The 22963-nt window shown below is 53.1% G+C and carries 21 protein-coding genes; 14 read left to right on the forward strand and 7 right to left on the reverse strand.

From position 1 onward, the window contains the following. The first annotated feature begins 3 nt into the window (after positions 1–3). The 8 genes from antB to CEK60_RS18425 all read left to right on the forward strand — a co-directional run bounded on the left by antB (position 4) and on the right by CEK60_RS18425 (position 6875). Positions 4–489 carry an anthranilate 1,2-dioxygenase small subunit gene (antB, locus tag CEK60_RS18390; protein WP_089040222.1) on the forward strand — a complete coding sequence of 162 codons (486 nt, stop codon included), beginning with the start codon at positions 4–6 and terminating at the stop codon, positions 487–489. 19 nt (positions 490–508) lie between these two features. Next, positions 509–1525 carry an anthranilate 1,2-dioxygenase electron transfer component AntC gene (antC, locus tag CEK60_RS18395; RefSeq protein ID WP_089040223.1) on the forward strand — a complete coding sequence of 339 codons (1017 nt, stop codon included), beginning with the start codon at positions 509–511 and terminating at the stop codon, positions 1523–1525. A 7-nt stretch (positions 1526–1532) separates the two neighbouring features. Next, on the forward strand, positions 1533–2657 hold the full coding sequence (locus tag CEK60_RS18400; protein ID WP_089040224.1) for a muconate/chloromuconate family cycloisomerase: 1125 nt from the start codon (positions 1533–1535) through the stop codon (positions 2655–2657). Between the two features lie 28 nt (positions 2658–2685). After that, positions 2686–2976, forward strand: a complete 291-nt coding sequence (gene catC / locus CEK60_RS18405) for a muconolactone Delta-isomerase (protein WP_089040225.1) — start codon at positions 2686–2688, stop codon at positions 2974–2976. Positions 2977–3041: 65 nt separating this feature from the next. Continuing rightward, entirely contained in the window at positions 3042–4016 is a 975-nt protein-coding gene (catA, locus tag CEK60_RS18410) for a catechol 1,2-dioxygenase (RefSeq protein ID WP_038479640.1), read from the forward strand. 42 nt (positions 4017–4058) lie between these two features. Continuing rightward, positions 4059–5042, forward strand: coding sequence for a TRAP transporter substrate-binding protein (locus tag CEK60_RS18415; protein WP_089040226.1), 984 nt, complete (start codon positions 4059–4061; stop codon positions 5040–5042). A gap of 10 nt (positions 5043–5052) precedes the next feature. Then, the gene (locus CEK60_RS18420) at positions 5053–5619 is read left to right on the forward strand and encodes a TRAP transporter small permease (protein ID WP_089040227.1); all 567 of its coding nucleotides are present in this window, start codon (positions 5053–5055) and stop codon (positions 5617–5619) included. Continuing rightward, complete coding sequence (locus CEK60_RS18425) at positions 5616–6875, forward strand: TRAP transporter large permease (protein ID WP_089040228.1); 1260 nt, start codon at positions 5616–5618, stop codon at positions 6873–6875. The genes CEK60_RS18420 and CEK60_RS18425 overlap by 4 nt, the downstream gene beginning before the upstream one ends. 36 nt (positions 6876–6911) lie before the next feature. Here CEK60_RS18425 and CEK60_RS18430 read toward each other — a convergent pair whose 3' ends face one another. Then, a complete protein-coding gene (locus CEK60_RS18430; RefSeq protein WP_198361383.1) occupies positions 6912–7379 on the reverse strand; it encodes an Lrp/AsnC family transcriptional regulator in 468 nt (155 codons plus the stop codon). Between the two features lie 131 nt (positions 7380–7510). Here CEK60_RS18430 and kynU point away from each other — a divergent pair, with 131 nt between their 5' ends. The 4 genes from kynU to CEK60_RS18450 all read left to right on the forward strand — a co-directional run bounded on the left by kynU (position 7511) and on the right by CEK60_RS18450 (position 11868). Continuing rightward, the gene (gene kynU, locus CEK60_RS18435; RefSeq protein WP_089040230.1) at positions 7511–8743 is read left to right on the forward strand and encodes a kynureninase; all 1233 of its coding nucleotides are present in this window, start codon (positions 7511–7513) and stop codon (positions 8741–8743) included. A gap of 1 nt (position 8744) precedes the next feature. Beyond that, a complete protein-coding gene (locus tag CEK60_RS18440; RefSeq protein ID WP_089040231.1) occupies positions 8745–9554 on the forward strand; it encodes an alpha/beta hydrolase in 810 nt (269 codons plus the stop codon). 67 nt (positions 9555–9621) lie between these two features. After that, positions 9622–10482, forward strand: a complete 861-nt coding sequence (gene kynA / locus CEK60_RS18445; protein ID WP_089040232.1) for a tryptophan 2,3-dioxygenase — start codon at positions 9622–9624, stop codon at positions 10480–10482. Between the two features lie 171 nt (positions 10483–10653). Further along, positions 10654–11868, forward strand: coding sequence for an aromatic amino acid transporter (locus CEK60_RS18450; protein ID WP_089040233.1), 1215 nt, complete (start codon positions 10654–10656; stop codon positions 11866–11868). A 60-nt stretch (positions 11869–11928) separates the two neighbouring features. Here the strand turns inward: CEK60_RS18450 and CEK60_RS18455 are convergent, their stop codons facing one another. Both CEK60_RS18455 and CEK60_RS18460 read right to left on the reverse strand, forming a co-directional pair. Continuing rightward, entirely contained in the window at positions 11929–12912 is a 984-nt protein-coding gene (locus CEK60_RS18455; protein WP_198361384.1) for an AraC family transcriptional regulator, read from the reverse strand. A 204-nt stretch (positions 12913–13116) separates the two neighbouring features. Further along, positions 13117–14136 carry an AraC family transcriptional regulator gene (locus tag CEK60_RS18460; RefSeq protein WP_089040235.1) on the reverse strand — a complete coding sequence of 340 codons (1020 nt, stop codon included), beginning with the start codon at positions 14134–14136 and terminating at the stop codon, positions 13117–13119. A 218-nt stretch (positions 14137–14354) separates the two neighbouring features. Here CEK60_RS18460 and CEK60_RS18465 point away from each other — a divergent pair, with 218 nt between their 5' ends. Further along, the gene (locus CEK60_RS18465; protein WP_089040974.1) at positions 14355–15587 is read left to right on the forward strand and encodes a dienelactone hydrolase family protein; all 1233 of its coding nucleotides are present in this window, start codon (positions 14355–14357) and stop codon (positions 15585–15587) included. Between the two features lie 230 nt (positions 15588–15817). On the opposite strand, the gene CEK60_RS18470 is transcribed toward CEK60_RS18465, so the two are convergent. The 4 genes from CEK60_RS18470 to hemC are packed head-to-tail and all read right to left on the reverse strand — an operon-like array spanning position 15818 to position 20310. Continuing rightward, the gene (locus tag CEK60_RS18470; protein ID WP_089040236.1) at positions 15818–17083 is read right to left on the reverse strand and encodes a heme biosynthesis HemY N-terminal domain-containing protein; all 1266 of its coding nucleotides are present in this window, start codon (positions 17081–17083) and stop codon (positions 15818–15820) included. After that, positions 17080–18573, reverse strand: coding sequence for a uroporphyrinogen-III C-methyltransferase (locus CEK60_RS18475; RefSeq protein ID WP_193059342.1), 1494 nt, complete (start codon positions 18571–18573; stop codon positions 17080–17082). Before CEK60_RS18475 ends, CEK60_RS18470 begins: the two co-directional genes overlap by 4 nt. Before the next feature lie 16 nt (positions 18574–18589). After that, the gene (locus CEK60_RS18480; RefSeq protein ID WP_089040237.1) at positions 18590–19369 is read right to left on the reverse strand and encodes a uroporphyrinogen-III synthase; all 780 of its coding nucleotides are present in this window, start codon (positions 19367–19369) and stop codon (positions 18590–18592) included. Next, entirely contained in the window at positions 19366–20310 is a 945-nt protein-coding gene (gene hemC / locus CEK60_RS18485) for a hydroxymethylbilane synthase (RefSeq protein ID WP_089040238.1), read from the reverse strand. The genes CEK60_RS18480 and hemC overlap by 4 nt, the downstream gene beginning before the upstream one ends. Before the next feature lie 137 nt (positions 20311–20447). Here hemC and CEK60_RS18490 point away from each other — a divergent pair, with 137 nt between their 5' ends. Continuing rightward, positions 20448–22898 (forward strand): sensor domain-containing protein, encoded by a 2451-nt coding sequence (locus CEK60_RS18490; RefSeq protein WP_089040239.1) that lies wholly within the window; start codon positions 20448–20450, stop codon positions 22896–22898. Positions 22899–22963: the final 65 nt, after the last annotated feature.

A 22963-nucleotide genomic window follows, 5' to 3' on the forward strand; every position in this document is an offset into this window, starting at 1 on the left:
GTCATGAGCCAGCAGCAAGCCATCGAACAGTTTCTCTATCAGGTCGCCGAACTTTGTGACAGCCAGGATTGGGATGCTTATTTAGACCAGTTCGCCCCAGAGTGTGAGTTTCATATCCCTCAGTGGAAGGGTGATCACGAGATTACCCAGGACCCGAAGCGTGAGATGTCGCTGATGTACTACGCGGACCGCACGGGCATTGAGGATCGCATCTTCCGCCTGCGTACTGGCAAGTCCGCTGCTTCCACGCCGATGCCCCGCACGTTGCATCTGATTAATAACGTGCGCTGGGCGCCACGTGATGATGGTCAGGTGCAGGCTAAGGTGAATTGGGTCACTCACTTCCACCGCTTCGGTGAGAGCGGCTACTTCTTCGGCACGGCCAGCTACACGCTGCGTGGTGATGGCGACGACTGGAAGATTACCCGTAAGCACACGGTACTGCTCAACGACAAGATCGATTCCGTCTTGGATTTCTACCACGTCTGATGTTGCTGGAGGGCGAGTCATGCATAACACAGCCGCCATTGTCTTTCGGGACGGCACCACCCGCTTCGTCAAGGTCGATAAGAATGAGCTGCTGATGGATGCCGCTCAGCGTCACGGAGTCAATCTGCCGGTGGATTGCCGAGAAGGGGTTTGTGGTACCTGCCGCTGCCTGCGCGAGTCCGGTGATGTCGACGTCGAGTATATCGATGAGGAAGCCTTGACCGAGGAGGAGATCGCCGCAGGGCATGTATTGGCTTGCCAGACTCGCCTGCGCTCCAGTCAGGCTTCTTTCTACTTTGATATCGATTCCAACGTCTGCAGTGTGGCTACCGAGGTGCATAACGGCACTGTCAGCGCCGTGGAGCAGGTCTCCGATGGTGCTGCCATCCTCGAGATCACCCTCGACGATCCCACTCAGGCATTGCCGTACCTGCCTGGTCAGTATGCTCGCATCGAGGTGCCGGGTAGCGATCAGTGGCGGGCTTACTCCTTTGCCACCTCGGCGGTACAGGAGGGAAAGTTGCGCTTTTTGATTCGCCTGTTGCCGAGCGGTGTGATGAGCGATTACCTGCGCGACTGTGCCCAGGTGGGCGATGCCATCTCTCTGGAGGCGCCTTTGGGAGCCTTCTATCTCCGTGAGGTACAGCGCCCGTTACTGATGGTGGCCGGTGGAACGGGCCTTTCTGCCTTCCTCGGTATGCTTGAGGAACTGGCCGAAAAGGGCGAGTGCCAGCAGCCGATCCGCCTCGTCTATGGAGTGACTCAGGAGCAGGATCTCAGTGAGCTCGCGCGTCTAGAAGCTTTCACCGAGACGCTGCCCGACTTCGCCTTTGGCACCGTTGTAATGACGCCTTCCGAAGCGTGGCAAGGCAACAAGGGCGTGGTCTGTGACCTTTTCGATCTCGATTTCCTCGCCCAGCCCTTCGATGCCTACCTGTGTGGGCCGCCGCCGATGATTGAGGCTAGCAAGACTTGGTTTGAGGAAAATCCGGTGGGCGAATGCCGAGTGTTTTTTGAGAAATTTATCTCTAGTTGAGGTTTCTATGCGCGGCGTCTCTATTGAAGATATTCAAACAGTGCTGGTCGATTTACCGACCATCCGTCCACACAAGCTTTCCATGACCACTATGGCCTGCCAAACCATGGTCATTGTGCGCATGCGCCACTCGGATGGGGTTGAAGGGCTAGGCGAAGGCACCACCATTGGTGGCCTTGCCTACGGCCCAGAAAGCCCAGAGAGCATCAAGCGCAATATTGATACCTACCTAGCGCCGCTGCTGATCGGTCAACCATCCGGCAATATTCATCAGCTACGCGCCCGTCTTAACCGCCGCATCCGCGGGAATATGATCGCCAAATCGGCGCTGGAAACCGCGCTGCTGGATGCTCAGGGAAAACGTTTGGGGCTAAGCGTGGCCGAGCTGCTCGGCGGCGCCCGCCAAACACATTTGCCGGTGCTCTGGACGCTGGCCAGTGGCGATACCGCCAAGGATATCGACGAAGCACAGTTGCGCTTAGAGCAGCGTCGGCATTGTGACTTTAAGTTGAAGATCGGCGCACATCCGGTGGATCACGATGTACGTCACGTGGCGGCCATCAAAGAGGCCTTGGGGGATCGCGCCAGCGTGCGTGTTGACGTTAACCAGGCGTGGGATGAATCCACCGCAGTTCGCGGTATTCAGGCGCTGCAGGAGGCCGGTATTGAGCTGATTGAGCAGCCCATTCCTGCCCGTGAGCACGCCGGACTGATCCGACTGGCTAACCGTTTCAATGTGCCAATGCTCGCTGACGAGGCAGTACAAGACGCTCGCGACGGGCTTGACCTTGTCTGCGGCGGTTTCAGTGGTGCCTTCGCGCTGAAGATTGCCAAAGCCGGTGGCATGTACGGCGTGCTGGAACTGGCCCATGTTGCCCAAGCTGCGGGGGTTGGCTTGTACGGTGGCACCTTGCTGGAGGGCACCATCGGCACTGCCGCGTCACTCCACGCCTGGGCAACGCTACCAGAAATGGCCTGGGGTACGGAGATGTTCGGCCCGCTGCTGCTCAAAGACGATATCGTCGTTAAACCGCTTAATTACCATGACTTTGGCGTCGACTTACCAACAGGGCCGGGGCTGGGTATCACGCTAGATGAAGACAAGGTTACGCACTACTCACGTAAAGACTAGTCGCGTAAGAGCCGAGGAGGAGAGCGCCATGCTGTATCAGGTAGAAATGACCGTTAAATTGCCGACGGATATGCCCGCCGAGCAAGCGGCAGACATTAAGGCTGCTGAAAAGAGCTACTCCCAAGACCTGCAGCGCCAGGGCAAATGGCGCCACTTATGGCGGGTGGCAGGCAGCTACTCGAACGTCAGCATCTTTGACGTTGAAGATAACGCCGAGCTGCAAGCATTGGTTAGCAACTTACCGCTGTTTCCCTATATGGAGATCAGCGTCAAACCGCTGTGTCGTCACCCCTCTTCAGTGCGTGATGACGATAGCTGATATACCCAGGTGCAAGGTTAGTTCTTATTAATAACAACAGCTTATAACAAACAGAGGGTTTCACCATGACCGTGAAGATTTTTGACACTCCCGACGTGCAAGACTTCATCAAAACCGTTGCTGGCTTTGGCCAAACCGGTGGCAATGATCGCGCCAAACAAATTGTGCATCGCTTGGTATCTGATCTGTTCAAGCTAATCGATGACTTCGATGTGACCGAGGAAGAGTACTGGGCGGCGGTCAATCTGCTCAATTCGCTGGGTAGCCAAACTCAGTTTGGTTTGCTGTCTCCTGGACTTGGTTTTGATCACTACCTTGATATGCGCCAAGACGCTATCGACGCTGAAGCCAAACGCACTGGCGGCACCCCGCGTACTATTGAAGGCCCGCTGTATGTCGCTGGCGCCCCGGAAGCCGAAGGCTTTGCCCGCATGGACGATAGTCAGGATAACGACGGTGAGACCATGTGGCTGACCGGTCAGGTGCGTGACGTGAACGGCACGCCGATTGCTGGCGCGAAGGTCGAGATTTGGCACGCCAACTCCCATGGAGGTTACTCCTTCTTTGATCCTTCGCAATCTGAGTACAACCTGCGCCGTACGATTTATACCGACAGCGAAGGTCACTACACCGCGCGTAGCATTATCCCCTCTGGTTACGGCGTACCCGAAGGTGCGCCCACGGATGTAGTGCTGAAATCCCTGGGACGTCACGGGCAGCGTCCAGCGCATATTCATTACTTCGTCTCCGCTCCGGGCCACCAGCACCTGACCACTCAGATTAACCTGGCGGGTGATCCCTACACCTATGACGACTTTGCCTTTGCCACCCGTGAAGAGCTGGTCGTCACTGCCGAACGTATTGAGGACCCCGCCGAGATTGCCAAGCGTGAACTAGACGGCCCGTTTTCTCATGTGGTGTTCAATGTGGCACTGGCCAACGTTGAGGCGCCCGAGCTACAGGTGCGTCATGCCCGGCCGCGGGCTAAAGAAGATGAGCAGGATCTCGCCAGTCAACTGGCCGGTACCGCGAAGGTTTGAGTCTGTTTTAAAACCACATAAAAACTATATAAGAGACCCATTATGACTCCTACAAAAGCCTTTCTGAGCACTGCCGTGGCGGCCTCTCTGCTCTTTAGTGCCGTTTCTGCCCAGGCTCGCGATTTCCGCCTGGGGGTGATTACACCTCCCCAGCACCTCTGGTCCACCGAAGCTGTGGCCTTTGCCGACACCCTTCATGAGCGTTCTGATGGCGAGCATAGCGTCAGTGTCTTCCCGGCCCAGCAGCTCGGTAACGAAGCGCAGATGGTTCAGCAATTGCAGACTGGCGCGCTGGACATGGCCTTTCTGACCATCGCTGAAATTTCCAATCGGATTCCTGACTTCGGTGCCCTTTATGCGCCCTATCTGGTTGATGATGTGGATCATGCCGCTCGCTTACTGCGTTCCGACACTGCCGGTGAACTGCTCGACCTGATGCCCCAGGGCGTGGGTATGGTCGGCGTTGGCTATGGCATGGTAGGCATGCGGCAGGTGCTCTCTCGGGCACCTATCGAGAACCAGGCCGATATGAGCGGGAAGCGCTTGCGTATCACCCCCTTTGAGCCAATCCGTGACTTCTATACTGCCACTGGCGCGGCTCCAGCCCCGCTGCCACTGCTCGAAGTCTATGACGCTCTGGCTAATGGCCAGGTAGATGCCATCGACATGGACTTTGATTCTATCTTGATCCTCAAGTTTTATGAGCAGGCGCCTAACTTACTGATCTCCAACCATATGATGTTCCCTATGGTGGGTGTGGTCTCCGGTCGGGTTTGGCGCGAACTCTCAGTAGAGGATCGTGAGTTGATCGAGACCACCATGGCTGAGCACCTGGAGAATGTCCTGTCCGGCTTTCAGGCTAAGGATGCTGCCCAAGAAGCTGAGATCCGTGAGCTTGGTCTGAACATTGTCGAGGCCGATGCTGAGTTCTTCGGCGACGCCATTGCCGAGTGGGAAGCAATCTGGGGTGAGAAAGCTCCGAGACTGGAGATGCTTCGCCAGGAAGCCGACCGTCTACGTGAATGAGGGCGACGTGATGTTGTCACGACTTTCTGACCGACTTGCCAAAGGAGAGGAGATCACTGCCGCTGTCCTAGCGGCGGCAGTGACCCTGCTGATCCTTGTCAATGTGGCTTTTCGTGCCGCCGGCTACCCGATCTACTGGATCAGCGAGCTGGCTATCTACGCCATGATCTGGATGACTCTGCTGATCTCCAGTGCGGTTTTTAAACGGCGCCAAGGGATTGCTGTGACGCTGTTCACTGATCTCTTGCCGACCTCTTGTCAGCGCCTGGTAGGTTTGTTCGTCGACCTCATGGTGGCGCTCTTCGCGCTGATTCTGCTGTGGCTTTGTTGGCGCTGGTATCAGCCGCTGCTGCTGTGGCAGACCGGCTTCGATATTCAGGCTTTTCAAGGCGAGACCTTCAATTTCATCTATGCCGAGAATACCTCAACGCTGGGTATCAAGAAGTTCTGGGTGTGGCTGATTCTTCCTTGGTTCGCCGCTTCCTTGCTATTCCACAGTCTGATCAATTTATTTCAATCTCTGTGCAATCTTGGTCGTCCGGCATCCCACACCACTCAAGAGGAGGTGGCCCGATGACTGTCGCTGTCTTTGCTTTGCTACTGCTGGGGGCGGTGCCCATTGCCCTGGTGCTGGCACTTACCGCCCTGTTCTATATCCTGGTATCGGGTAATACCGTGCTCTTTGAGTCCTATCCTCAGCAGTTATTCGCGGCCATCGAGAGCTATGGGCTGCTAGCCATTCCACTCTTTATGCTGGCCGGAGAGTTGATGAACGAAGGTGGGGTAACTCGCCGGTTGATCGACCTGGCACGGCTGCTGGTGGGTGGTTTTCGCGGTGGCTTGGCCTACATCAATCTGGTTGCCAACATGATGATGGCGGCGATTATCGGTTCTGCCGCCTCGCAGATCGCCATCATGTCTCGGGCTATGGTGCCAGCCATGGAGCGGGAGGGCTATGACAAGCCCTATAGTGCGGCCATTACCGCTGCTGGCGGCTTGCTGTCACCCATTATCCCGCCCTCAATGCTGTTCGTGCTGTTCGGCGTGATGGCCCAGGTGCCCATCGCGGATATGTTTATCGCCGGTATCTTGCCGGGCCTACTGCTAGGGGGCACCTTCTTTCTGACTATCGCCATCATGGGGTTGGTACAGCAATACCCCAAGGGAGAGTGGCTGAGTCGACAAGAAGCAATAAAAGCGCTGAAGATGGGCCTGCCAGCCATGTCGATACCGCTGATTATCATCGGCGGTATTCTGCTGGGCTTAGCGACTCCCACCGAATCGGCGGCGCTCGCCTCGCTGGCGGCGTTGCTATTAGGGCGCTATCTCTATCGTGATTTGAAAGTCGCCATGCTGCCCGAGATACTCAAACGCACCGCTATCAATGCCGGTCTGGTGATCATGTTGATCGCTGCTGCTGGAGTCTTCGGCTGGGTGGTCGTCTACGAGCAACTGCCGCAAATGGCTGCCGCCTGGATCGCTGCTTTGACCACCGACCCCTTTATTTTTCTGCTGTTGCTGGTGGGGGTGTTGCTACTGGTGGGAATGATCATCGATGGTATCGCTGCGCTCATCCTGGTAGTCCCCATCCTGCTGCCGATTGCCACCCAGCAGTTTGATATTACTCCCTACCAGTTTGGTGTGGTGGTCTGTCTGACGTTAGTGCTGGGACTTCTGACGCCGCCAGTGGGTGCAGGACTGTTTATTGCCTCTTCCATGACGGGGGTGCCGCCTATGCGTATCTTCCTGGCATTGTTGCCATTCCTGCTGGCGAGTCTTGTGACCTTGGTGTTGTTAGCTTGGCAACCCTGGCTGACGTTGGCACTTCTCTAGAAAACGGATGTACAGCATGTAATTAGCAGAGCCCCCTCAAGGTGTGACCTTAAGGGGGCCGCCCACCTTCAAACTATTCATGGCTACCTGACTGGCAATATCACGGATGCCTTCCATTGGGCTGACCGTGGTCGATAAGAAATGGGATAGCTCTGCGAGATCTGCGACCACCACCTTAAGAATAAAATCATGGTTGCCGGTCACCGCGTAACAGTCAATCACTTCATCTCGGGATAACAGCGTTGCCACTGCATCTTTGGGAGACGTCATACAGCCTTTGTCAACCGAGAGAAAAATAAACGCGGTGACTTTGAGGCCGAGCGCCTCTGGGTCAAGCCGTAAGGCATGTCCTTGGATAATGCCATGCTCTTCCAGGCGGGTAATGCGCCGAGAGCACTGGCTTGGCGATAAATTTACCGCCTCGGCTAGGGAGGCCAGGGTTAAGCGAGCATCCCGTTGTAATGCTTGAAGGATCCAGCGATCAAAGCGGTCAAGATGTTCCATTCTTAAATACGACCATTTTATGCAAAGAATTTGCATAAAATGCCTTTTTTGTGACGTAGAACGCAAGTTATTTCCTCTCTATCCCTTCTAGAATCATGAGTAGTTCATTATTCGGTTAACTGGAGGCTGCCATGACCCCAACCCTTAAAAGTGTGAGTGAGCTGGACAGTCACGACCCCCTAGCGCCGTTTAAGGCTCACTTCGCTTTACCTGACGACGTGCTTTACTTGGACGGCAATTCCCTGGGGGCCCAGCCTCTGGCTGCTCGAGAAGCCCTTGCTGCCACTCGCGACCAGTGGCGTGATCAACTGATCAAAGGCTGGAATCAAGGTTGGTTCGATGCGCCGGAGCGTTTGGGTGACCTGTTAGCGCCATTGATTGGTGCAGGCGCTAATGAGGTGATCGTCACCGATAACATCACACTCAATATCTTCAAACTACTTGGCTATATCACCGAATCGCAGGGGCGCTCGCGCCCCGTTATCCTGAGCGAGGGAGGGAACTTTCCCACTGATGGATATATCGCCCAGGGGCTGTGTCGCTTCGCAGGCTTTGAGCATCGAGTGCTTCCGGAAGGTGCGGCGCTAGCAGATTACCTTGACGACGATGTGGCCGCCGTAGTGCTAAGCCAGGTTAATTACCGGACTGGGCGGCTGCGCGATATGTCGGAGACGACTGCCTTGGTACATGCGCACGGTGCTGAGGTAGTGTGGGACTTAGCTCACTCCGCAGGAGCTCTTCCAGTGGATCTGCATGGCTGTGGTGCTCGCTATGCAGTCGGCTGCACCTATAAATATCTCAACGGAGGCCCTGGAGCTCCGGCATTCCTCTATGTGCACAAAGATCATCAAGATGGTGGCTGGCAGCCGCTATCAGGCTGGCATGGTCACGCGACTCCTTTTGCTTTTGGTGGCGACTATACCCCCGCTGCGGGCATTACCCGTTTTCGTACAGGAACCCACTCGGCGTTGATCTATGCCCCTCTAGAAGCCTCCCTACGGCTCTGGCAGGAAGTAGATATGACCGCTCTAAGGGAAAAGAGCTTGGCGTTGAGTGAGCTGTTCCGCGATTGTCTGGCCGATTTACTTGAATCTGAGGGCATTGAGGATATTACCCTGCCTCAGGGAGAGCGTGGCAGCCAGGTCGCTTTTATCCATCGCGAGCATGGCTATGCCATTGTTCAGGCACTGATTGCACGTGGAGTGATAGGCGATTATCGGGAGCCAGGACTAATGCGCTTCGGCTTCACACCTCTTTATCTTAGCTATGCAGATGTCTGGCAGGCGGCTCAGCACTTCCGTGAGGTGGTGGAAAATCGAGAGTACCTGGAAGCACGTTTCCAGATTCGCTCGGAGGTGACCTGAGATGTTGCCCGGTGAAGGTTTAGCAGCTCGTGAACATGCTTTTTCGCCGAGTCGCTGGGCCCGGGATTTTGAGGCAACGCTGGATCGCCAAGCCGCGTTAGGCGAGCTGCTCAGGGAGAGTCACCCGCCTAAACGTCTGGTCTATGGAACAGGGCCGCAAGAAGGGCTCAATCTGTTTGTTCCAGAAGGTGAGGGACCTTGGCCGCTAATGGTCTTTCTCCATGGTGGCTACTGGCAGGAATTAAGCGCTTCCGCGACCGACTTTATGGCTTTCCATTGGCTCGAGCAGGGCTGGGCTTTTGCCTCCATGGACTACCCTTTAGCACCAAATGCCTCAATTGAAACGATGGTGGCATCTTGTCGGCAGGGAGTTAAGGCTTTACGTCGTGAGTCAAATGCACTTGGGCTGAATGGGCGTATTCACTTAGGTGGGCACAGTGCTGGAGCTCAATTGGCACTGATGAGTTGTTTAGGGCCAGAACGTCTGAGTGGTATCGAATCGCTCTTGCTGGCCAGTGGGATCTATGACCTACGCCCTTTGGTGGGGACCTATATAGATGCGCCATTGGGATTAGATGCCGAACGAGCAGAGCGCCTCAGCCCCCTGTGCCAAGCATTGCAAGGGTTACCACCGCTGCAACTGGTACACGGTGAGTTTGACCCACCCGCATTTCGTGCTCAAGGGCAGACGCTTAAGGCGCTGGCAAAGGCTACTGGTGTGGATACGGAGCTTTGTACTAGACCTGAGTGTGATCACTTCGATGTTATCGAGTATATAAATGCCAATTTCATGTTTTTTAATAATAAATAGCATGAGATTGTTTAAATAACACCATAGCGGGTAAATAAAAGCTATAACTGTCTTAAATGGAGTGACTATGAACAGCCCTGATAATAAAAATGCTAGCCAAAATGCGTTAAACTTGAAAGATGAAAAAAATGTTCACTGGGATCAAGATATTAGTTACGGACAGTACTTGGAGCTAGAGCCATTGTTGTCTTGTCAGCGTCCCCGTTCAGAAGTTCATGATGAGATGCTGTTCGTTATTATTCATCAGGTCTCTGAGTTGTGGCTTAAGCAGTGTCTTCATGAAGCCCATGCGGCTGCTAATAATATTATAGCTGACGAGTTGCGCCCAGCTCTCAAAATGTTGACGAGGGTCGCGCGGATACAGGAGCAAATGATTCAGGCCTGGGAAGTGTTGGTTACCATGACGCCAGCCGATTATATTTCCTTCCGTGATAGTCTCGGTCAAAGTTCTGGATTTCAATCGTATCAGTACCGCGAGCTGGAGTTCTTGCTGGGAAATAAACATCCAGGGCTGGTTGAAGCACATCGCTCGCATCCTAAGAACTATCAACACCTGGCGAATGTTTTAAACGCACCCAGCCTTTATGATTCTTGTCTTAAATTATTGAGCCGACGCGGCTTTTCTCTTCCCGAAAAAGTGATTAACCGAGATTGGTCTGAGCCGTATGTGGCTTCACCTGAAGTAGAGGCCGTTTGGGCCGATATTTATCGCGATACTAATCAGTATTGGGATCTTTATGAGCTAGCCGAGAAGCTTATTGATACTGAATACAATTTTCATAAATGGCGCTTTAGCCATATGAAAACGGTGGAAAGGATTATTGGGTTTAAAACGGGAACTGGAGGGACTGCAGGCGTAAGCTACCTTAAAAAAGCGCTTGATTTGAAGTTTTTTCCTGAACTTTGGTCTGTTCGTACCTCTATGTAGGTAAAGAGTTTATTAATTCTAGAAAATCTTTCATTTCTTTGTGAAGACGGTCAGGTGTGCCGTCTTTATGCCTAATTTCTGGGTGTGGTTTTTTCCACTCCTATTAGCTAACTATTGATGATAATAAAAATTACAATCCTGGCGATTGTTATCTTTTTAAGGATGACCACTATGATAAAAAAAACATCTGTTTTCGGCGGTGCCTGTATTGTTGCCAGCGTTTGCGTTGGTGCGGGAATGCTCGGTTTACCTACTGCGGGAGCAGGCGCTTGGATGATATGGTCTGCATTTGCACTGCTTGTTACGATGCTTGTCATGACACTATCTGGTTGGATGCTGTTGGAGGCGTTGAAACACTACGATTATAGAGCATCATTCAGTACCGTTACGAAAGACTTGTTAGGAAGTAAAGTTAATTATTTTAATAATTTAATGGTCTATTTTGTTGGTGGGATTCTATTGTATGCTTACATTACATCCGCAGGTTTGATGATTTCAGGCGTTGTTAATATTGGCCGTGAGTTATCTGCTGTAATCTTCGTTATTATATTTTCATCGTTTGTTCTCCATTCTACCAAGGCAGTAGATAAGATTTCTGTTGTGCTGATATTGTTTATGGTGTTGAGTTTTGTTTTGGGGGTTTTTGGACTGACTTTTAATGTTAAGGCATCTAACCTTTTTAGTGGCCTATCTCAAGAGTTTCGCTATTTTCCTTATGTTCTTGCAATGTTCCCTGTTGCACTGACATCTTTTGGGTATCATCACTCCGTGGCTTCGTTAAGGTCATACTATAAAAGCGAAGAATTGGCGAAGAAGGCGATACTAGGAGGGACTCTGATAGCGTTATTTTTATACATGGTATGGATTTTTAGTGTGTATGGTAATTTACCTCGCTATGATTTTGGTCCAGTGATTGCTCAAGGAGGAAATATTGATGCTCTGTTAGCGAGCTTAGGTGATGCGATAGAGTCGGAACGGGTTTCTAATATTATTAGTATTTTCTCTGCAGCTGCTATTTTTTCATCGTTTGTCGGCGTTGGCCTGGGTGTATTTGATTTTATCGCTGATCTATGTGGCTTTGAAAATGATCGTAAAGGCCGTGTGAAAACATGGGGATTAACTTTTCTTCCCCCACTTATATTGTCGTTGTTTTTCCCCTTTGGTTTTTTAATCGCGATTGGTTATGCTGGCGCTGCTGCTACTGTTTGGACATGCATCGTCCCCGCATTGTTGGCGAAAAAATCACGCACCCTTGCTAAAGGTGGGGTGGGGTTTGTGGCACCAGGTGGGAATAAGATGATTCTCTTGGTCGTTTTTTATGGTGTTGCTGTCGCGGTACTACATTTTATGGGAGTTCTAGATTTATTGCCTCACCCTGGCCTATGAAAATAACCGGCTATTGCCTGCGCCGGTAAATAGTACTTGGCACTGGTAAGGCAGGAGCTTTTATTGCAACAGTACAGTGGCCGAGCGCTTTAGGGTTTCCGAGGGCAGTTCGCTGAAACGCACCTTGTACTCCTGTGAGAAGCGCCCCAACTGTTGGAAGCCACAATCCATGGCGATGCTTGAGACGCTTTCGTTGGGGGTGGCTAGTTCCAGGCGCTGGCGCACATAGTCGAAACGCAGCTGGCGGAAGTAGGCGATGGGAGAGACCCCGTAGTGGGTATGGAAGTCTCGATAGAGCCGTTCTCGAGAGACGCCAGCCGCTTGTTCCAATTCGGCTAGGCCGAGGGAGCGATCCAGGGACTCATGGAGTAGCGCTTCTAAGTCACTCAGGTAGGCAGGGCGCCCCTGTTGGCGACCGAGTAGCTCGCTTGTGTAGTTGTGAGGCTGGGTATACAGCAGGCTGGTAATCAGTGAGTTCTCGAAATTGCCCCACACCTCGGGAATATCGCAGAGTGAACCTTCGGCATGCAGCATTTCCTGCAGGTTAGCTACCATCTGCCACCACTCCTTAACCGTTCCGCTTAGAAGCATGCGTGGTTCAAAGATGACTGGCTGTGATAAATGGCGGTGCAACAGCTGCGATAGTTTGTGTTCAAGGGCTTGGCGGGAGAGGCGCACAAGGCGCTTCTGGCATTGCTCGTCCATGCTCAGGCGCAACGTTTGGCTAGGCGAGATGATCGCTCCCACGGCAGTATCAGAGTCGAAGGCTTTATCTTGATACTCCATGCTCTGGGTGCCCTGAAGGGGCAAACTAATGCTGTAGCTGTGGGTCAGATCGGCAATGTCGACGGTTACCCGAGTGGCGTATTCGATGGTACCGATCGAAACACTGCCTAGGCAGGTTCCTTGATGGCGAAAGCTGAGCTGACGCGGTTGAGGTACTTCCAGACGATGGGGGCCGTTGACTTGGCTCATCCAGCGGCAGGCCGAGTCGGGATGACGAAACTCGGCGGTGATTTGTTGTCGGGTCACAGGTACGGTCATGTTTCCTCCTAGCCTCGCCGCAGTAATCATTATTTTGGGGCCTTGAGGCCGTAGCGCGGTCGAGGGTTTGTTCGCATGTCGTCTTTAAGTGCGCATTGCGAACTTGTATTGTTATTTTGCCACTTTGGTGAAGCAATGGCTATTCGTCTAAAAGTATTGCTTTTAGCCGCCTGAATAAAGACAAAACCGCAGACTTTCTGCTCGCTACCGGCCGACGAGACACCGGCGTCGCAGTGTTTCGCTGGGCGATTCGCCAAATACCTGACGATAACTGAGACTGAAGCGTCCCATATGAGTAAAGCCCCAGCCCATGGCAATGTCGGTGATTGTCGCCGTGTCGGTGTCGGTTAGCAGCGCCTGCCGGACTCTTTCTAAACGCACCTGGCGTAAGGTTTCCATGGGGCTCTGATGGCGAAAATCTCGGAAGCCGGCATAGAGGGTTCTCAGGCTAACACCAGCCACCGACGCCAACTGAGCCGGCGTCAGCGGCTCTTGGGCATGGGCCTCGATATACTCCTCCACCCGTTTGACGTGGCGTGGGGCTAGGCGTTTATCCCCTTGGCGCAGCGCATCGCTGTAATTGTGGGGCTGAGTCGTTAACAGGGTATGGATGATCAATTGCTCAAGCTGGGGGGCAATCAGCGGATCTTGGTGTGCCTCCGGTGACTCCTTGAGCAGCCGAGTGATATAGCCGATTAGGTTGAACCAGATGGGCGTGTCGCGCCAGTACATTACGGGGTGAAAACTTAAAGGGGCGCGTAGAGGGCGTCCCAAAAAGCGGCTACAGGCATGCTCTAGTGCTTCACGCTCGATACGTAGCATCAACTGATCACAATCTTCACTATAGTGCATCCTGAGTCGTGCCGTGGGGTTGAGTACTGAGGCCAGCAGCTGTCCCGAGCCGATCTGTTCGCCGTCGTTGTCAATCCGGGCTTGTCCCTGTAGAGGCATCTGAATCAGGTAGAAGTGCTCGAGCCGCTCAGGGTCGATGCGCACAGCTCCGCCATAGGCGAGGCGGTTATAGGAGACGCAGCCCAGAGCTACTGAGTGCAGGCGGGCAGACAGTTTGCCACCGTGACTCAACGGTTCCAGATGATGTGACTTAAAGATATTGGCGACGTTTGTGCGTGTTTCCTCAGCGGCAGTCGAGCTGAATACCAAGTTCCGATGATCCTCCATCAGGGCTTGCTTCATCCAACGGGGTAGCGATTGTTGCGTTGTCATAAGGATCTCAATTGTTGTTATGTGCCCGCATCAATGGGGAGTGTCGAAAGTCCTTTCAGTATAAATAGCGATTTTCTTGATTCATTTCTTGGCAAATTACTTTCTGCACTCAGCGGATAGAGATGGCAGTTAGCGGATCGTGAAGTGCTTACTTTCTTGTCTAAGGTGATGGCGTGGACTTTAGCAATGACCCGCCAACAACAACGAAAGGTATCTACATGGGCACTTCTATCGAGATCAAGGCAGCGGATGGCAGCGGAAACTTCACTGGTTATCTGGCCGTTCCCGCCTCCGGCAGCGGCCCCGGGATTGTGCTGCTGCAGGAAATATTCGGTGTTAATGCCACCATCCGTGAAATCGCCGATTACTACGCTGAAGAGGGTTATGTGGTGCTGGCACCGGATCTGTTCTGGCGTCAGGCGCCTAGCATTGAATTAGACTATACCCCGGAGGATTGGCAACGTGCCTTTGGTTTATTTCAAGGCTTCGATCAGGAGCTCGGTATTGAAGATATCGCCGCTGCTGTCGAGACCCTACGGTCGCGTCCAGAGTGCAGTGGTGCCGTAGGTGCCCTGGGCTTCTGTCTCGGTGCCCGTCTGGCCTATTTGACGGCTTGTCGTTGTGATGTAGATGCCGCGGTGGGTTACTACGGCATGGGAATCGAGAGCCATCTGGACGAGGCAAAAAACATCCGTGGGACTCTAGTGCTGCACTTCGCCGAACAGGATGAATATTGTCCCGCCGCCGCCCGCGAGGCGATAGAAGCTTCCCTGGGCGAGCAGGATAATATCGAGCTGTATCTATACCCGGGTGTGGATCATGCCTTTGCCCGCCCTCATTCAGAGCACTACCACAAGCCCTCAGCGCTCATGGCCCACCAGCGCTCGGTGACGGCTTTTCGCAATGCGATAGGGCCTCATTACGATCTCTCGGCGCTGTGGGATAAGCATTGCGAGTATGAGTTTTCTACCCGCAACGTGGACGACACCATGGCCACCATGGTGGAACAGCCCTATGTCAACCATATCCCGACGCTTACGGGCGGGGTGGGGTATCGGCAGCTCTATCGCTTCTACAAGCATCACTTCGTCGACAGTAATCCCGCCGACACTACCCTGATTCCTCTATCACGCACTATCGGGGCGACTCAAATCGTTGATGAAACATTGTTCTGCTTTACCCACGATCGCGAGATCGACTGGTTGCTACCAGGGATTGCGCCCACCGGTAAGTATGTGGAAATCCCGCTCGTCGCCATCGTCAAGTTCCGTGGTGACAAGCTCTATCATGAACATATTTACTGGGATCAGGCTTCGCTACTGGTGCAGATCGGGGTGCTCGACCCGACAGGGTTGCCAGTAGCAGGTCATGAGACAGCCGTTAAATTGCTAGACGAAACCTGGCCTTCCAACGAACTGATGCACACTTGGGGCAACAGCGCCAATCGCTGATCTATTTGTGCCTGCCTACTCGTAGCAATCACCTCAAAACTACTGGATGTTAAGAGAGCGTTTTCTGCTTAATCAGCGCAAGCTGCTCGGTTCTTTACCATTGTACGTCTGAATTAGCTGCTGATGACGTGGTTGAAACGCCGTCAGATTTGGCAAAACAATGCGTTAACACGTAAAGAAAAAGGGTGCCCATGATGGGCACCCTTTTCATTAGCGGCTTGCTAACGACGTTAAGCGCTTTGTTTAACGTCTTTTTTGGGCTCACCTTGTTTGCTGTCATTGGCATCGCTTGGTTGTGGAAGCGAGGGCAGTGATTTAGCGAGCATATCGACACTATGCCGGTAGTAGAGCTGGCTCTTGTTGTGTTCGCCAAGGCTTGCATAGAGGCGAGCAAGCTCGGCGCATACTTCACCGCTGGGGCGTTGACGTTGACTGGCTTCAAAGTACTCCAGTGCTTTTTCCCACTTACCAGTACGCAGCGATAGGCGGCCACAGGTCAGCAATAGTTCGGGATCGTTGGGGCGTTCTTGCAGCCATTTTTCCGCTTTTGCTAGCTGGCGCGCAGCGTCTACGTTTAGTAGGCCGTAGCGTTTTACTAAGCGCGCATCCCAGTGGTTGTCCAGTGAGTGATTAAGCAAGCGCTCAGCAATAGGCTCTTCGTTGGCCTGTAAAAGCGCCTCGGTATAGAGCACGATTAGCTCGGTATTGCCGCGTAGATAGTCCGGCATATCGGCCCATAGCCCGCGTACACGCTCGATATTCGTGGGGTTTTTGGCCTCAAAAATAATCAATTCACGGTATGCTTTGAATTCCAGTTGCTCACGTTCTTGCTGAGTGATCAGCTTTTGCGCTGCCAAACGGGGTATTAACTGGCGTAAGCCTTCCCAATCGTTAACGCTTAAGTGCACTTGCTTAAGCAGCTTGAGGACTTGCGGGTGGTTGGGCAGCTTCTTATCCAGACGATTCAGAATGGCCAGCGCCTCTTCAGGCTGCTGACGATCAATCATCAGTTGAGCTTGCATCAGGCCAATCGCCGTATCAGCCCCTTCGGTAGTGAGCTGAGCCTGATTTAAATGCTCCTGAGACATTTCGTGGTGACCTTGGTAATGCGCCGCCAGTGCCGCAGAGAGGTAGTTCACAAGAGGTGTGCTGGAATCGTCAGCCGCTCGCACCAGCGTTTTCTCGGCTTTTTTCCAACGGCCTTCGGTTAAGGCCACCAAGCCGCGCACGGTGCGTTTCATGGCACGACGATTGCGGGCACGGCTATTCCAGGTGCGAAAACGCCCGACCGGACGAATAATGCCGCTGAGCAGGCGTAATGCAAAGTGCAAAACGATGAAGGCACCCAGTAGCAGCACCAAGCCGAACCAAAACGACGTTTGTACCGAGGTGTCACCAACGCGTATTAACCAGTAGCCTGGCACCGACATCATCAGGTGCCCGAACAGTGCGCCGACCGCTAAGCCGGCAACAATTAAGAGAATTAGCTTTCTCATGCATCACCTCCACCTTGGCGACGCGACTCAAAGCGGTTTTCAATAAAGCCCGCTAGTGCCTGTTGCGAAGCACTGATGTCTGGTAACTCAGGCTGCACCTGGGTTTGCTTCAGTTCTTGCAGGCGAGCAATAACGCTTTGCGTCTCTTCTCGTTCGGTATCGTAGTAGCCGTTGAGCAGCGCCAGTGCCTTATCGATGCTTGCCTCAAAAAGCGCTTGCTCTTCTTTAAGCAGTGCCAGCTGAGACTGTTCCAGAATCAGGCGTAGGCTTTGACGCAGATAGGACTCTTGCTCGGGTGTAATCAGTGTTTCTAACGCTTCGTCGTGCTGACGAATCACCACAAGATCTTTTAGCTCTTCCCCAAAGCGAGCCAATTGACGTTGGAAAGTGCCCGTGGGCGGCTGTTCAATGCTAGAGGTAACGGCGCGCTCTTCGATCTCTTGTGACAGGCGTAGGCCAGCAATACGCTCTTGCTGAGCGTTCAATGCAAGATAAATACCTGTGCGATCAACCTGTGGTACGGCGTCCAGGGCGGCAAGTTCGTTAGCAATTTCACGACGTACTGGCGTTAATGCAGGGTTGTCGGCATCGACCAAGCGAGCATCGGCGGTACGCAGCAGGGCGGCAGCACCTCCAACGTCACCTTCCAGTTGCAGGCGCTGGTTGGCTAACCGTAGCAGGTAGGCGGCTTCAGCGTGAAGCCAGTCTCGCTCGTCGGTCTCCTGCTCTTGAGAAAGCTGAGCTAGCACGTTGTCTAATGTGCTGTTGACCTCGCCACGGTAGCTGTCCAGCTCGCTACGCAGTTCGCTCATCGTGCTATTCAGCGCTTGGGTGCGCTCGGCTTCGCTGCTCTCAATGCGCGATGTTAGGTTGCTAACTGCCTGTTGCGAGGCACTGCTTTGTGTCAGTTGGGCGAGCTCGTCTATACGCTGCTGCTGGTTATCCAAGCGTTGCCAGCCTTGCCAAGCAGCAAACGCGACGGCAAGTGCCAGGATAATCACCAATGCAATGGCGATACCACTGCCTTTGCCACCACCACTGTTCGTGGTGCTGTTCTTAGAAGAGGGCGGGACATGCGCAGCATTGCCAGACGCGCTATTGCTAGACGTGCTATTGCCACTGCTCGTTGGCTTGGCGCTTGCCGTCTGCTTGGTACCTGCTGACGGCTTAGTGTCTGCCGAAGATTTAGTATCTGCAGAAGATTTAGCATCAGCTGTCTGTTTGGGCGCGTCGCTTGGTTGGGGCGAGGCTTGGTCATTATTGACGTTCGCTGAGGCGGTGCTGGCACTGGGCGCGCTAGAGCCCGCTTTATTACGGCGACGCGAGCGGCTGTTTTTAGCGGCGTAAGAAGATGCTGCCGTATTGCCTGCTGTTGACGTTTCGCCGCCCGACGCGGCTGACGCGGAGGTGTCGCTCGGTTTAGCGTCGTTTTGAGTTGTATCGGCAGACGCGTTGTGTACGCCTTCCTGATCATTTGGTTGTTTGCTCATCTGTCGCTAGCCCTTATTAAGTTCCTTGATCGACATCGGCACCCTTCGGGTTGCAGGACCGACCCAACGCCGCTGCCAGTGCAGCTGGTGTTGCTCCCGACGCCACCTTGAGGTCACGAAAACCCAGTTTACCGGCCAGTTTAGCTAAACGGTGACTGGAAACGATTAGCGGTTGGTTCAACGCTGCTTGTTCACACCATCTTGCCAGATGTTGAAGCAGTTCGCCGCTGGTAGCGATTAACGCTCGATAATCGCCGGTTAATAGACGTTGTTGCAGGGCAGGCGTTGGCGCTTGATATACACGTCGATACACGGCTATGCGGGTCACGTTGGCCCCACGTGCGCTCAATGTATCGGCTAATAATGAGCGACCACCTTCACCAGCCACTAGCAATATACGCTGATGCGTAAGCGTTTTGAGTGAGGCTAGTGACAACAGCGCCTCGCTCGTGTCTTCTCCGTAGTCAGGCGAAGGAATATGGACACGCACACCCAGTTGTTCAAAGAGCATGCTTGCCGTCGCACGGCCTACGCTATAGTAATCAATGCCCACAGGCAGCTGTGGCCAATAGCGATCAAGCGCCTCGCTTAAACAGTAAGCGGCAAAGGGGCTGACCACCACTATTTTATGGTACTGATCAATATCTAACCACACGCTACGTTGAACGTGGTCCTCGGGCAGCGGCTCTAAGCGCATAACATTGAGGCGCTCTACAGAAGCTCCCTGAGCACGCAGCGAGTCTGCTAGGGCTTCACCCCGCTCACCGGGGCGGCAGATCAGTACCGGTTGACTCATACGTTGCGGCCATACACCTCGGCTAATATATCGCCTGCCCCTTGATCCAGCAGATCTTCGGCGATTCGGATACCCAGGGCTTCGGGCTCATGAATGGAACCACTGCCTTCTGCACGCAGTACCTCTGTACCTTCTGGGTTGCCAACCAAACCGCGCAGCCAAATAGTATCGCCTGCCTTATCAAGCACGGCATGGCCTGCGATAGGCACTTGGCAACCGCCTTCAAGACGGGTGTTCATGGCGCGTTCGGCACGTACACGGGTGGCAGTGTCGGGGTCATCCAGCGGGGCTAATAAGCCGATTAGCTCGGGGTCATGGAGGCGACACTCGATGCCTAGTGCCCCTTGGCCACAGGCAGGAAGGCATATTTCAGGCGGCAGTGCTTGGGCAATTCGTTCATCGAGACCTAAGCGTTTCAAGCCTGAGGTGGCGAGAATGATGGCATCAAATTCGCCCGCATCTAATTTGGCTAAGCGAGTCTGTACGTTTCCGCGTAGATTAAGAATCTGCAGATCAGGGCGCGCTTCACGTATTTGCAAGCCACGACGCAGACTAGCGGTACCGATACGAGCACCCTCTGGTAGCTCGTCGATGCTGGTATAGTGGTTAGAAACAAACGCATCGGTCGGATCGGCGCCTTCCAAAATGACAGAAAGACCGAGCCCTTCGGGAAAGTGCATAGGAACATCTTTCATTGAATGAACGGCGATATCTGCACGCCCATCGAGCATGGCATCTTCTAGCTCTTTCACAAAGAGCCCTTTACCGCCAATCTTGGAAAGCGGTGTGTCGAGAATTTTATCGCCCTTAGTGGAGAGCGCAATAAGTTCGACTTCCAGGCCGCTGTGTGCCGCCATCAAGCGGTCGCGGACGTGCTCGGCTTGCCACATGGCAAGCTGGCTTTTACGCGTGGCAATGCGCAGTTTAGTGATGGATGACACGTTGTTCTCCCTTTGTCGCTTACAGGTCGCGACGAACTATGATAAGTCTCATCATAAAGCACCCAGCCACACAGTAAAAATAACCGGCTGAATTTAAGGCCAGTGTTGTCAGGCAAACCACATATTTAGGTAATGCCATGCCCCTTGCTAAATCTCAAGGCAAGTTAGACCAGTTTTTTTTATTATCACAAGACTTATTCTTTAGTATTGATTTCGCAGGCATTTTACTTAACGTCAACCCTATGTTTGAAACCTTGCTGGGCTATTCCGCTAGCGCATGGATAGGCAAGCCATGCAGCAAGGTAGTGGACCGTCGCGATATCCCGGTTGTCGAGGAAGCATTGGCGCGTCTCCAGTCCCAAAAGAGAGTACCTCCGTTTGATGTTCGAGCGCTGACGGCTGAGGGACAAATGGTGTGGCTAGAAGTTACCGCCGTGGTGGGGGAAGGGGTCATTTACGTAGTCGCCCGTGATATTTCGCGACGAAAAGCCATCGAGAAACAGCTCATCCGTAATCAGAGGCTCTTCCAAATAGTTGGCGAGACAGCGCTGATTGGTGGCTGGTATGTTGATATGTCCGAAAGACTGCCTATTTGGTCGAACGAGGTGTGTCGTCTGCATGGTGTTTCGCCCGGGTTTCAACCCACTGTTGAGGAGGCAATTGACTTCTATGCGCCGAGCTTCCGGCAACGTATCCGTGAGGTTTTTGAAGCCTGTTGCGAGCACGGTATCAGCTTTGATGAAGAGCTAGAGATCATCACTCGACAAGAAGTAAGGCGATGGGTAAGAGTGATTGGAAAAGCCGTACGAGACGAACAGGGGCACGTTGTTCAGGTTCAGGGCTCAACCCAAGATATCACTGAGCGCAAAGCGACAGAACGGCAGCTTACACTGCTAGAGAGGAGCGTTGAATCGAGTATCAATGGTGTCATCATTGTTGATGCTCAGCGGCATGATTTGCCAATAGTTTATGTGAACATGGCTTTTGAGCGAATTACCGGCTACTCCCGGGGTACGGTGATAGGGCAAAACTGCCGCTTTTTGCAGGGCGAAGAGACGGATCCCACCACGCTGGATCAACTGCGCAGAGGGATTCGAGCGCAGCAAGACGTTCATGTCGTGATGCGCAATTACCGTCGTAACGGAGTGCCATTTTGGAATGATCTGTATGTTTCCCCTGTGCGCGATACTGCGGGCGCTGTAACGCACTTCATTGGTGTACAGAATGACATTACTGCCCAGCGCGAATACCAAGCGCAGCTTCGACATAACGCTTGCCACGATGCATTAACAGGCTTGCCTAATCGATTGTTACTCGACCAGCGACTGGCACAAGGCTGCCAGCTGGCTAAGCGGTATCACCGCTATATAGCCGCGCTATTTGTCGATTTAGATGACTTTAAACCGATTAATGACACGCTTGGTCACGAGGTAGGCGACTATATGTTAATTGAGGTCGCCAAGCGCCTTGAAGAAGAGCTGCGCCCTTGGGATACCGTGGCGCGTTTTGGGGGAGACGAGTTTATCGTTCTATTGCCTGATTTAGCCCATGAAAAAGATGTCATGCAGGTCGTTGAGCGGCTGCTCGCTCGTCTCTCTGCGCCCTACTGGTATCGAGGCAGCGAGCTGCGTATTACTGCCAGCATAGGAATTGCCACTGATGATGGAACGATTAGCGAGCCGCGCCAGCTTATACAGCAGGCGGATCTGGCGATGTATAAAGCCAAGCGGCAAGGGCGTAATACCTATCAGTGGTATACCGATGAGCTAAATCGTAAAGTTTCCGAACGGGTTAATTTACGTCATGCGTTGCAACAAGCCATAGAGCAGTCGCAATTTGAGCTGCATTACCAACCGCAAATACATGGCTCCACGGGTCGAGTTTCTGGCGTAGAGGCGCTGATTCGCTGGTATCACCCTGAGCGTGGCAACATTGCTCCTGGCCAGTTTATTAGTTTGGCAGAAGATACCGGACAGATTATGCCGATCAGTGAGTGGGTGTTGGAGAGGGCGTGTCGTGATGCTGTCAGATTGAACGCGAGCGCAAATGTGCCTATTACCATGGCGGTGAATATTTCGCCCATGCAGTTTCAGCGCGCGGGATTTTTGTTATCTATTGAACGGGTGCTTGAGCAGACAGGCTTGGCACCCGAATTATTAGAGCTAGAGCTTACCGAAGGCGTACTGATGGACAGTACGGAGCATGTCATACAAACATTGCAGGATCTGCGTTCGCTGGGTGTGCATATTGCGCTGGATGATTTCGGAACCGGCTTTTCCAGTCTTAGCTATCTCAAACACTTGCCGATTAACAAGCTTAAAATTGATCGATCATTTGTGCGAGACGTGGTCAACGACACTCGGGATGCTGCGATTGTCGATGGCGTGGTAACCATGGCGGCCAAGCTGGGTCTTGAGGTATTAATCGAAGGCGTAGAGACGGCAGAGCAGTATGCATATCTCAGCGCACGCCATAGCACGCATTTTCAGGGCTTCTACTTTGCTCGTCCGATGCCATTTTCAGCCATACGTAGCTTATTACACGAATCTCCTTATCCGTTTAGTGACGCTGAGACCTCGCCGACATGAAAAACGACTATAAAACGGCATGCCGCTGAGTGCGGCGACTCTGGTACACTTTCTGATAACGATGA

Source organism: Halomonas sp. N3-2A, from assembly GCF_002216165.1.
Classification (GTDB): domain Bacteria; phylum Pseudomonadota; class Gammaproteobacteria; order Pseudomonadales; family Halomonadaceae; genus Vreelandella.